The following is an 11,362-nucleotide window of genomic DNA, read 5'->3' on the forward strand; positions in this document are numbered from 1 at the left end:
ATATTGTGCCTTAAAAAATCAATTTGAATAAGAGCGAAAAAGAGATGAATCTGCTAAATCATGTAATTGTGGGATTGCTCGTACTCAGCAGTGTCACTTTAACAGCATGTCAAAAAGAGGTTCCAAAGACGGAAGAAATTCCTTATGTCATGGTCGCGCAACCGAGTAGTAATCATATTGATCAAAAAAGCTATGCAGGTGATGTACAGGCGAGACAGCAAACGGCATTGGCATTTCGTGTTGGAGGACAAATTACCGAACGCTTTGTCAATGTTGGTGATCGAGTCAGAGTTGGGCAAGTATTAGCGAAGTTAGATGTTAAAGATGCTCAGTTACAACTTAATGCAGCTAAAGCACAGCTAGACAGTGCACAAGCAGCAGCAAAAATTGCAGCGCAAGAATATCAGCGTTATCAGCAATTATTGCCAGTAAATGCAGTCAGTCGCTCACAATTTGATGCGATCAAAAATCAATACGAAGCAGCGCAAGCAAGTTTGCAACAAGCACGCTCAAACTATGAAGTTTCTTCGAATCAAACGGGATATAACCAACTGATCTCCAATAAAAATGGCGTGATTACCGAACGTCAAATTGAAGTGGGTCAGGTGGTTGCAGCAGGACAGGCTGCCTATCTGCTCGCGATTGATGGAGAGCGTGAAGTTGTATTTGGAGTCCCTGAACAAGCAGTCGCAACGATTAAAGTGGGGCAGCCTGCTTGGGTCACACTGTGGTCTCAGCCAGACCTTCGCTTTGCAGCTAAAGTACGAGAGGTTTCTCCTGCTGCTGATCAATCTCGAACATTTACGGTCAAGGTTTCCTTATTGGAAGGTCAATCTAGCATTCAGTTGGGACAAAGTGCGCGTGTATTCTTTGTTGCAAATCAAACAAATGTCCTCAGCGTCCCACTCTCTAGTGTGACGGCTAATGATCAGCAGGCATTTGTATGGGTCGTGACGACAAATAAGACCTTACGTAAAGTTCCAGTTCGCTTAGGCGCCTATGGTCGAGATAGTGTTCCTGTCCTGTCTGGTTTAAAAGCAACAGACTGGGTTGTGGTTGGCGGTGTGCATTTGTTACGTGAGCAACAAAAGATTCATCCTGTAGACCGAGAGAATCGTGAAGTCACGATCAAAACTGGAGGTTAATCATGAAATTTAACCTCTCAGAATGGGCACTGAAAAATAAAGGCATTGTGCTTTATTTTATGCTGCTACTCGGCATCGTCGGGATTATGTCTTATTCCAAGCTGTCGCAAAGTGAGGATCCACCTTTTACCTTTAAAGTGATGGTGGTACAGACTTACTGGCCTGGTGCAACGGCTAAAGAAGTCTCGACACTCGTGACCGATCGAATTGAAAAAGAATTGATGACCACAGGTCAGTATGACCGCATCATGGCTTATTCACGTCCCGGTGAATCTTTGGTGACTTTTGTTGCTAAAGACAGTTTACCTTCGAGTGCAATACCTGATGTTTGGTACAACGTCAGAAAAAAGGTCAATGATATTCGCCATCAGTTACCCAGTGGTGTACAAGGACCATTTTTCAATGATGAGTTCGGCGATACTTTTGGCAACATCTATGTCCTTACAGGGAACGACTTTGACTACGCGGTAATGAAAGAATATGCCGATCGTTTGCAACTGCAATTGCAACGAGTCAAAGATGTGAGCAAAGTCAATTTAGTCGGATTACAAGATCAAAAAATATGGATTGAATTATCCAATACCAAAGCGGTGCAGCTCGGTGTACCTGTGACAGCCATTCAAGAAGCGATACAAAAGCAAAATGATATGGCAAGTGCAGGATTCTTTGAAACTGGCACAGATCGTATTCAACTTCGCGTCAGTGGACATTTGCACAGTGTAGATGATCTGAAAAAAATGCCGCTATTGGTCGGTGATAAAACCATTCAATTGGGGGATGTTGCTGATGTTTATCGGGGCTTCAGTGAACCTGCTCAACCTCGTATGCGTTTTATGGGGGAAAATGGCATTGGCATCGCGGTTTCGATGCGCAAAGGCGGTGACATCATCGCTTTGGGCAAAAACTTAGAAACCGAATTTAATCATTTGCAGAAATCATTGCCTGTGGGCATGAAACTTCAAAAAGTTTCAGATCAACCAGTCGCAGTACAACGCAGTATTCAGGAATTTTTAAAGGTATTGGCTGAAGCGGTCATTATCGTTTTATTGGTCAGCTTCTTTTCATTGGGTTTTCGCACAGGACTGGTGGTGGCTTTGTCTATTCCACTCGTTTTGGCAATGACCTTTGCAGGGATGAATCTATTTGATGTCGGTCTGCATAAGATTTCCCTCGGTGCCTTGATTCTTGCACTCGGTTTGTTGGTCGATGATGCCATTATTGCTGTTGAAATGATGGCAATTAAAATGGAGCAGGGCTATAGCAGACTCAAAGCAGCAGGATTTGCGTGGCAAACCACGGCATTTCCAATGCTGACAGGAACATTGATTACCGCAGCAGGTTTCTTACCGATTGCAACGGCACAATCAGGCACTGGTGAATATACACGTTCTATTTTCCAAGTCGTAACCATTGCGTTAATTGTGTCATGGATAGCAGCCGTACTCTTTGTTCCATATTTGGGTGAAAAATTACTCCCTGACTTCACCAAGCAACAACAGAAAGCAGCATGGTATTTGAGGCTTTGGGCGAGATTGCGGAAACAGCCTGAACCTGTTGTACAGGCACATGGACAGCACCATGATCCCTATCAAACCAAGTTTTATCAGTCTTTCCGTCGTATGGTAGAGCTCTGTATTACGTACCGTAAAACAGTAATCGCAGTCACGGTGGCAATCTTTGTTTTATCAGTTGCGATGTTTAAATTCGTTCCTCAACAATTCTTTCCACAATCTAACCGTGCAGAAATCTTAGTGGATTTAAAGCTTGAAGAAGGTGCGTCACTGACAGCGACTGAACAGGCTGTTAAAAAGGTGGAGTCATTCTTATCTAAACAAAAAGGGATCGATAATTATGTTGCCTACGTTGGAACAGGTTCTCCTCGCTTTTACTTACCTTTAGACCAACAACTACCGCAAGCCAGTTTTGCGCAGTTTGTCGTACTCGCATCGTCTTTAGATGATCGTGATGAAATTCGCCGTTCTTTAGAAACGCAAATCAAGCAATTATTGCCTCAAGTGCGTACGCGTGTTTCGTTGCTCGAAAATGGTCCACCAGTGGGATACCCATTGCAATATCGTGTTTCAGGAGAAGATCTAAGCACCGTGCGTCTATGGGCACAAAAAGTGGCAAAAGTGATGAGTGAAGATCCGAATACCACCAATGTGCATTTAGATTGGGGTGAGCCAAGCAAGATTATTGCTATCGAAATCGATCAAGACCGTGCGCGTCAAATGGGTGTTACGAGTTTTGATTTAGCCAATTTCTTGAATGCTTCGGTGACTGGTACAGTGATGAATCAGTATCGCGAAAAACGTGAGTTAATTGAAATTCGCTTGCGAGGAGATCAGGCTGAGCGTGCAGAAGTGGCATCTTTAGCATCTTTAGCCGTTCCGACAACGCAGGGCACAACAGTCCCATTGGCACAGATTGCAAAAATAGAATCACGATTTGAAGAAGGCTTGATTTGGCATCGTAACCGTTTACCAACCATTACTGTAAGAGCAGATATTCGTAGCCATCTACAACCTGCCACGGTAGTTCAGCAGTTAGCTGATCAGATGCAGGACGTGCGTGATGATCTGCCAAATGGTTATTTGCTCGAAGTTGGGGGAACTGTTGAAGAATCTGCTAAGGGTCAAAGTTCAGTCAATGCAGGAATGCCATTATTCCTAGCTGTAGTGATGACTTTGCTCATGATTCAATTACGCAGTATGTCGCGTGCGACGATTGTATTGTTAACCGCACCATTAGGGTTAATAGGCGTTGTTGCATTCTTGCTATTGTTTAATAAGCCTTTTGGTTTTGTGGCTATGCTTGGGACAATCGCCTTGTCTGGTATGATCATGCGTAACTCATTGATCTTGATTGATCAGATTGAGCAAGATATTCAGGCTGGACAAGCAGCATGGGATGCGGTGATTGATGCGACGATGCGACGATTCCGTCCGATTGTACTGACAGCACTTGCTGCAGTTCTTGCAATGATCCCACTTTCACGCAGTATTTTCTTTGGTCCAATGGCTGTTGCAATTATGGGTGGATTGATTGTTGCGACCTTATTGACCCTATTTTTCCTGCCTGCACTCTATGCAGCGTGGTTTAAGGTCAAAAAAGCAACATATCTAACGTAATTATTTTGTGAATAAAGGTGCGAAATATTGAAAATTTCAATATAGTAGCACCTATATTTTAAGACCAAAAAATAATTGAATTTCATTGCATGATTGATTTGGCAAAATGCATGGATTGAGGTGAAATAGAGCATGGGGCAAGACAATATTGAGCAGCATCGTCGCTATGTAGCGATTTCTTACGTGTTCATGTTTCTTGCATTATTTACAATTTTGTTTGCTGCGTTTGCATACATGTTTGCACGAAAAGTTGCGATTGTGGATAATGCCGAAGTTTGGATTCATGCGCATGCCCTATGGATCATGCGTAATGTGCTGTTATTTATTATGATGGCTTTTTTTGCCTCTTTGTGGTTTATCCCATTGTTCTTTTTTGCATGGGACAGTGCAATTTGGGTGACTGCTACAACAGTCGCAGGTGTCGTATTTAGTTCAATTGCTTGGTTATTCTTGTTGAATGCTTGGCTGAAAGGACTTTCTAAGTATTTAAAAAATAAAGCAGTTTTCTAATAAAGCTGCTTTTTTATTAACTTAGACCTTGTAAATTTGTAATATAGCCCCTATCTAGGCTCTGTTGATCTCAAAAATAAGATCAACAGAGCCTATTTATTCGTAGAGATTTAATAAATTCCGTGAGGAGCATCGCCAACCATGGCTAAACGTGATTATTATGAGGTTTTAGGCGTTTCGAAAACCGCAGGTGATGATGAGATCAAAAAAGCCTATCGTAAGTTGGCGATGAAGTATCACCCTGACCGTAACCCTGACAACGCTGAAGCTGAAGAAAAATTCAAAGAAGCATCAGAAGCCTATGAAATCCTATCTGACAGTGAAAAGCGCAGTATGTATGACCGTGCTGGACATAGTGCATTTGAAGGCGGTTTTGGTGGTGGTGGTGGCTTCGGTGGCGGTTTTAGTGCCGAAGATATTTTCAGCCAATTTGGTGATATTTTTGGTGGTGCATTTGGTGGCGGTCGCCAGCAGCAACGCCAACGCCGTGGTTCAGACCTCCGCTATGTGATGGAATTGACCTTAGAAGAAGCAGTTAAAGGCGTTAAAAAAACCATTACTTTTACGGCTCCTGCGCCATGTGAAACTTGTGATGGTAAAGGATCTAAAAATCCAAACGATGTCGAAACATGCCGTACTTGTCATGGTTCAGGTCAAGTTCGTATGCAACAGGGCTTCTTCTCTGTGCAGCAAACTTGTAGCACCTGTCGTGGTCAAGGCAAAATTATTAAAAATCCATGTAATACTTGTCATGGCTCTGGTGTTGCAGATCGTCAACAAACACTTGAAGTTACCATCCCTGCGGGTGTGGACAACGGTGATCGTGTTCGCTTAACAGGTAAAGGCGAAGCGATTCGTGATGGTCAATCAGGTGATTTATACGTTGAAGTGGTTGTGCGCGAGCATGAAATTTTCCAACGTGATGGCGCTGATCTATATATGGATGTGCCAGTTAGTATCGCGGATGCCGCTTTGGGTAAAGAAATTGAAATCCCAACCTTGGACGGTCGTGTGAGTTTGAAGATTCCTGAGGGAACTCAAACGGGTAAATTGTTCCGTTTACGTGGCAAAGGTGTTCGTCCTGTACGTAGCAGTATGGTGGGTGATTTACTTTGCCGCATCGTTGTAGAAACCCCAGTAAATTTAACCAGCCGTCAACGCGAGTTACTTAAAGAATTACAAGCCTCTTTAGATGGTGATGGTCATGCATCGTCTCCAAAGAAAAAATCATTCTTTGATCGCCTCTTTGATTAATAGGCATCAATAAAAAACCTGCTTCGGCAGGTTTTTTTATGGGAAATTTTAAATCCTCCGCAACCTTCATTTTTCAAATGAGGGCGCATTGTCTATCCTATAACATACTGAATTAGCAGAAATTTACCCTCTATTTTTAAAGAGGTGTTAGTGGGATTTAAGTCTATGATAAGTAATACTTTATAGATGTATAGATGCCATTCATTTGCTATAGTAGCGAAATTGTTTAAATAAAAGACTGGGAAACATTATGTCAACTTCTCCACGCATTGGGATCTTAGGTGCTGGCGGACGCATGGGCCGTATTCTGATTCAGGCTGTACAAGAAGCAGGCTATCAACTTGCAGCAGCAGTAGAACGCCCTGAAAGCAGTTTAGTCGGCGCAGATGCAGGTGAGCTTGCAGGCGTTGGAAGTTTGGGCGTAAAGATCGTTGGCAGTTTAGCTGAAGTATTAAAAGATTGTGACGTGGTGATTGATTTCACTGCACCAGCCGCAACAGAACAACACTTAAAGCTTTGTCGTGAAGCTGGTGTAGCGATGGTGATTGGAACGACGGGCATGTCCGAGGAACAAAAAGTATTCTTAGATGAATCAGCAACTCAAACCCCAGTTGTTTATGCTGCAAACTATTCTGTAGGTGTAAATGTATCAATCAAACTTTTGGAACTTGCAGCAAAAGTATTTGGTGATACGGTCGATATCGAAATCATTGAAGCACATCACCGTCATAAAGTAGATGCACCGTCTGGCACAGCATTTATGATGGGTGAAGCAATCGCTGATACCTTAGGGCGCAACTTAAAAGAAGTTGCAGTCTATGGTCGTGAAGGCTATACGGGTCCACGTGATCGTCAAACTATCGGTTTTGAAACCATTCGTGGTGGCGATATTGTGGGTGAGCATACCGTTATGTTTATCGGTGAAGGTGAACGTGTTGAAGTGACGCACAAAGCGACAAACCGTATGAACTTCGCTTCGGGTGCAGTACGTGCAGCAGCATGGGTTGTAGGGCGTGAAGCTCGCAAATATGACATGAAAGATGTCTTAGGCTTTAACGATATTCAAGTATAAAAAGTTCCCTTTTTGCACTATAAAAAGAGCTTATTGCGCTTTCAATACATCCCAAAAAGCACGATAAGCTCCAAACCTCATTACAACAATTGAGCATGACATGAATAAAAAACATATTGTTCTTGCTACGCTGCTAAGTGCGACGAGTTTGGTCGTCAGTGCCGCAGAAGCTCCGAAACTCAGTTTGCACCGAAATAATATTAAAGTTTGGACATATCAAACTGAAAATAATCCAGTATTCCAATATAAAGCAGAAACAACTTTTGATGTGCCATTAGAACGGGCTGTAGCCGTAGTTCTAGATGTTGAACGCACCCCACAATGGGTTCCTTATGTGGGTAAGGCTCAACTATTATCTCGAGATGAGAAGAAGGGCGAGTTCACGTTATATATGGTGCTTGATTTTCCTTTTCCATTAAAAGATCGCGATGTGGTGATTAAAGGGAAAATGAGTAAAAATGCGGATGGCAGTATTAGTATTAAAAACAATGCCATTAAAAATAACTATCCTGAACAGCCTGATGTGATTCGTTTAACCCGCTATGAGGGTGATTGGACTTTTCAAAAGTTAGCAAATAATAAAGTCAAAGTATCAACAACAGGTTATGCAGATCCAGCTGGTGCAATTCCGCTTAGTTTTGTGAATATGTTTGTACAGCAACAACCCTATCAAATGCTGATGAAAATGAAAAAGGAAGTGAATAATCCTTTGTATGCACAACCTAAATTACCAGATGTACTGAAGTAATAAAAAAGCCTGATTCAATCAGGCTTTTTTATGTTCTAGGTTTGGGTGCAGTGCTGATAGTTAAGCTTAGATCGAGATGCGAGAAAGATTTGGATAAACACCAAAAGTAATCCAATCGCTGCAAGACCTGCTCCGATCATTGATACTGAGGCATAGCTCAGACCTAGACTTAAAACAGCTCCTCCAGCCGCCGCACCAACTGCATTGCCTAAGTTAAATGCTCCGATATTTACAGAGGAAGCGAGACCAGATGCTTCATGTGCTACCGACATAACCCGCATTTGCAGTGATGGTACAATTGCAAATGCTGCCGCGCCCCATAGAACCAGCCCAACAGCTGCTCCGACTTGGGTTTGAGCCAGCAGAGGGAAAACGGCCATCAATACAATCAAGGCGATGAAGAAACCAATTAAAGTCTTATCAATAGATCGATCTGCAAGCTTGCCACCTAGATGGTTTCCAATCGAAAAACCAACCCCAATTAAAACTAACATCGTGGTGATAAACATCGGTGAGGCGTGATTGAAAGCAACTAAACTCGGGGCGATATAGGTGTAAAGGGTAAACATTGCTGAGGCACCGAACACAGTCGTAAGAAGTGCCAAAATCACAGGGAGCCGAGTGAGAACTTTTAATTCCATTTTAACGTCGGTTTTTTTTCCAACAGCACCCACAGGCAGTGCTTTCCATAGAGAAAACATCGTCACTACACCCAACACCGCAATCGCAAGAAAAGACATCCGCCAGCCTATGGTTTGTCCTACCCATGTCGCTAAAGGAACGCCACCAATATTGGCAATTGTTAGTCCCATGAACATGGTAGCTACAGCACTGGCTTGTTTATGTGCAGGTACGACACTCGCAGCGACGACTGAGCCAATCCCGAAGAAAGCACCGTGATTGAGACTGGTAATCAAGCGTGCGCCCATCAGGCTCATATAATTTGGTGCAAATGCCGCAATTAAGTTGCCTATGGTAAAAATGGCCATCAGAAGAATTAAAGCATTGCGACGAGCAAAACCACCGAACCATAAAGTGACGATTGGGGCACCTAGCATCACCCCCAAGGCATAACCTGTAATCAACATACCTGCACTTGGAATCGAAACACCAAGATCATGGGCAATGTTCGGCAATAAGCCCATAGGCGAGAATTCAGTGGTTCCAATGGCAAACGCACCAATAGCTAATGCGAGCAAAGGAAGATTGATGCGCTGCTTCATGTTTATTTATCCCATACTGGTGCAAGTTCAGGTGGGTCAATTTCACGACCATTACGATCCAGTTCCGCAATCAGCTGCATTTCTTGTTCGCTTAGTTTTAATTCTTGTGCTTTCAAGTTGCTGATCAGGTTCTCACGTTTGGTTGATGATGGAATAACCGCATAACCCTTTTGTAATGCCCAAGCTAAAGCAACTTGTGCTGAAGTAGCCTGATGTTGTGCTGCAATCTCAAGCAAAGTTGGGTCTTTGAGCACTTTCCCGTAAGCAAGAGTCATATAAGAGGTCACATCAATCTGTTGTTGTGTCAGGTAATTTGCCAAGTTTTGATTTTGCAAATAAGGGCTTAGTTCGATTTGATTGGTGGCAATATGTTCTGCGCCAATGCTATCAATCGCTTGTTGAGTAAGTGCAATATTGAAATTTGAAATCCCAATGAGTTTGGTTAAGCCTTGTTGTTTGGCTTCTAATAATAATTGCATCACTTCTGTGATATCTGTTCCTTGCGATGGTGCTGGCCAATGGATTAAGGTCAGATCAACTGCTTCAGTGCCTAATTTTTGCAAACTTTCTTTTAGGCTTGGGATCAGGCATTGCTCAGAAAAGTTATTGATCCATATTTTTGTAGTTAAGAATAAATCTTGGCGAGCAATCCCACTTTCACGGATAGCCTGTCCTACTGCTGCTTCATTCTCATAAATTTGTGCTGTATCAATAGCGCGATAGCCGACATCTAAGGCAGTTTTGACTGAATCAATCAGGATTTGATCATTTAAACGATAAGTACCTAAACCAAATTGAGGAATTTGCATATTCTTCACCTAATTTTTTAACTCAAAAGAGTCTAATTTGTTGATGAAGGCAATTTTGCGATGATTATTGTTGCTAAAAAATAGATGAATTTGCAAAATATAGTTGACTGAATATCAACAATAGGGGGAGATGATGAAATCAAGTATTGAGGAATTGCTCGCCTTTATAACGATTGTTGATACAGGTTCATTTATTGCAGCTGCTGAGCGATTAGGTCAAACAGCATCTGGCTTGAGTCGTTCTTTAAGTCGTTTAGAGTCTAAGCTTGAAGTGACTTTGCTGGAACGCACCACACGAAAATTAAAACTCACTCAAGAAGGTCAGCAGTTCTTAGCGCATGCCCGAAAGATTTTAAATGATTTGAGTGCGGCCGAAGAAGCTTTGCAGCGTTCAGATCAAGATACATCTGGTTTGATTCGTGTTGATTCGGCCGCGCCATTTATCTTGCATGTGATTGCTCCTTTGATGCGTGTATTTCGGCAGCGCTATCCGAATATTGAAATTGAATTAAACAGTAATGATCAAGTGATTGATTTACTAGAGCATAAAACTGATGTCGCATTTCGCTTTGGTGAATTACATGACTCAAGTCTTCATGCAAAATTGGTATGTAAAAGTCGCTTGTATATTGTGGCAAGTCCACATTACTTAAAACGGATGGGGACACCGACGCAAGCAAAACAATTGTTACAGCATGATTTAATTGGCTTCACACGCCCGATTCATATTAATCAGTGGCCGATTAAAGTAGATGATGAATACTTCTTTGCACAAGCCAAAATCAAAGCATCTAGTGGGGAGACAGTACGGCAATTGTGTCTACGAGGACAGGGAATTGCACGATTATCTGAGTTCGAAATCTGGCAAGATTTAAACCAAGGACGTTTGGTCGCATTATTTGAAGACCAAATTGAGCACTCTTATCAAAGCATCCATGCTGTTTATTACCAACAAGAGCATTTACCCAAACGTGTTCGTCTCTTTATTGAATTTTTGTCTGAGCAACTAAGCCAAGGTTTTTCTGTGTGTCAGTAGACGTGGGTGGAACTTGAACTTCGAGAACAGGAATAGATTCTCCTGTTGTTTGAGGGATAGACATGACAATCTGTTGCTCTTTGCGCGTACACTCCAAAACAACTGTCGGTAATAATGATGCGCTTACGACCACACCATTTTCATTGGGTTTTTTATAGGTCAACTCTACCGTATCTGTTTTGGTTTGAGGGTTATGATTTTTTAGTTTCCATAGCTCATAACCTTGTCGGTTTTGAATTTTCAAATAACCTTCAGCGAGAGATTTGCAAATTTCTTGCTGCTGATGTGTTTTCTGATCAGGCAACTGACAACCTGTAAGTAGCAATATACTTACTAAAAATAAGTTATTAATTTTCATTGTTTTACTCCTCTGCTGTTGATTTTTATAGCTTAAAGGTGTTGTATAAACCAATACAGATACAGAAATTTTTAAA

Annotated in this window: 10 protein-coding genes; 7 read left to right on the forward strand and 3 right to left on the reverse strand. The window is 42.1% G+C overall.

Annotation, left to right across the window (positions count from 1 at the left end):
• Positions 1-44 precede the first annotated feature (44 nt).
• From Q9Q86_RS13315 to Q9Q86_RS13340, 6 genes are all read left to right on the forward strand, one after another.
• Positions 45-1,145, forward strand: a complete 1,101-nt coding sequence (locus Q9Q86_RS13315) for an efflux RND transporter periplasmic adaptor subunit (protein WP_112986327.1) — start codon at positions 45-47, stop codon at positions 1,143-1,145.
• Between the two features lie 2 nt (positions 1,146-1,147).
• The gene (locus Q9Q86_RS13320; RefSeq protein WP_112986326.1) at positions 1,148-4,276 is read left to right on the forward strand and encodes an efflux RND transporter permease subunit; all 3,129 of its coding nucleotides are present in this window, start codon (positions 1,148-1,150) and stop codon (positions 4,274-4,276) included.
• A gap of 132 nt (positions 4,277-4,408) precedes the next feature.
• Complete coding sequence (locus Q9Q86_RS13325; protein ID WP_004910303.1) at positions 4,409-4,786, forward strand: hypothetical protein; 378 nt, start codon at positions 4,409-4,411, stop codon at positions 4,784-4,786.
• Between the two features lie 141 nt (positions 4,787-4,927).
• The gene (gene dnaJ, locus Q9Q86_RS13330) at positions 4,928-6,040 is read left to right on the forward strand and encodes a molecular chaperone DnaJ (RefSeq protein ID WP_004951083.1); all 1,113 of its coding nucleotides are present in this window, start codon (positions 4,928-4,930) and stop codon (positions 6,038-6,040) included.
• A gap of 250 nt (positions 6,041-6,290) precedes the next feature.
• A complete protein-coding gene (gene dapB, locus Q9Q86_RS13335) occupies positions 6,291-7,112 on the forward strand; it encodes a 4-hydroxy-tetrahydrodipicolinate reductase (RefSeq protein ID WP_112986325.1) in 822 nt (273 codons plus the stop codon).
• 100 nt (positions 7,113-7,212) lie between these two features.
• Positions 7,213-7,860 carry an START domain-containing protein gene (locus tag Q9Q86_RS13340; protein ID WP_004951085.1) on the forward strand — a complete coding sequence of 216 codons (648 nt, stop codon included), beginning with the start codon at positions 7,213-7,215 and terminating at the stop codon, positions 7,858-7,860.
• A 35-nt stretch (positions 7,861-7,895) separates the two neighbouring features.
• Here the strand turns inward: Q9Q86_RS13340 and Q9Q86_RS13345 are convergent, their stop codons facing one another.
• Together Q9Q86_RS13345 and dkgB are read right to left on the reverse strand one after the other, a co-directional pair.
• Positions 7,896-9,083, reverse strand: coding sequence for an MFS transporter (locus Q9Q86_RS13345; RefSeq protein WP_112986324.1), 1,188 nt, complete (start codon positions 9,081-9,083; stop codon positions 7,896-7,898).
• A gap of 2 nt (positions 9,084-9,085) precedes the next feature.
• Positions 9,086-9,892, reverse strand: a complete 807-nt coding sequence (dkgB, locus tag Q9Q86_RS13350; RefSeq protein ID WP_112986323.1) for a 2,5-didehydrogluconate reductase DkgB — start codon at positions 9,890-9,892, stop codon at positions 9,086-9,088.
• Positions 9,893-10,025: 133 nt separating this feature from the next.
• On the opposite strand from dkgB, the gene Q9Q86_RS13355 reads away from it, so the two are divergent.
• Entirely contained in the window at positions 10,026-10,928 is a 903-nt protein-coding gene (locus tag Q9Q86_RS13355) for a LysR family transcriptional regulator (RefSeq protein ID WP_112986322.1), read from the forward strand.
• Here the strand turns inward: Q9Q86_RS13355 and Q9Q86_RS13360 are convergent.
• Entirely contained in the window at positions 10,876-11,286 is a 411-nt protein-coding gene (locus tag Q9Q86_RS13360; protein WP_099947841.1) for a hypothetical protein, read from the reverse strand. The genes Q9Q86_RS13355 and Q9Q86_RS13360 overlap by 53 nt on opposite strands.
• Positions 11,287-11,362: the final 76 nt, after the last annotated feature.

It is taken from the genome of Acinetobacter sp. A22 (genome assembly GCF_030913345.1).
GTDB classification, from domain to species: domain Bacteria; phylum Pseudomonadota; class Gammaproteobacteria; order Pseudomonadales; family Moraxellaceae; genus Acinetobacter; species Acinetobacter junii.

Coding starts and splice junctions, on each gene's coding strand:
- Q9Q86_RS13315 (WP_112986327.1), top strand. CDS start 45: ATGAATCTGCTAAATCATGTAATTGTGGGATTGCTCGTACTCAGCAGT.
- Q9Q86_RS13320 (WP_112986326.1), top strand. CDS start 1,148: ATGAAATTTAACCTCTCAGAATGGGCACTGAAAAATAAAGGCATTGTG.
- Q9Q86_RS13325 (WP_004910303.1), top strand. CDS start 4,409: ATGGGGCAAGACAATATTGAGCAGCATCGTCGCTATGTAGCGATTTCT.
- dnaJ (WP_004951083.1), top strand. CDS start 4,928: ATGGCTAAACGTGATTATTATGAGGTTTTAGGCGTTTCGAAAACCGCA.
- dapB (WP_112986325.1), top strand. CDS start 6,291: ATGTCAACTTCTCCACGCATTGGGATCTTAGGTGCTGGCGGACGCATG.
- Q9Q86_RS13340 (WP_004951085.1), top strand. CDS start 7,213: ATGAATAAAAAACATATTGTTCTTGCTACGCTGCTAAGTGCGACGAGT.
- Q9Q86_RS13345 (WP_112986324.1), bottom strand. CDS start 9,083: ATGAAGCAGCGCATCAATCTTCCTTTGCTCGCATTAGCTATTGGTGCG.
- dkgB (WP_112986323.1), bottom strand. CDS start 9,892: ATGCAAATTCCTCAATTTGGTTTAGGTACTTATCGTTTAAATGATCAA.
- Q9Q86_RS13355 (WP_112986322.1), top strand. CDS start 10,026: ATGAAATCAAGTATTGAGGAATTGCTCGCCTTTATAACGATTGTTGAT.
- Q9Q86_RS13360 (WP_099947841.1), bottom strand. CDS start 11,286: ATGAAAATTAATAACTTATTTTTAGTAAGTATATTGCTACTTACAGGT.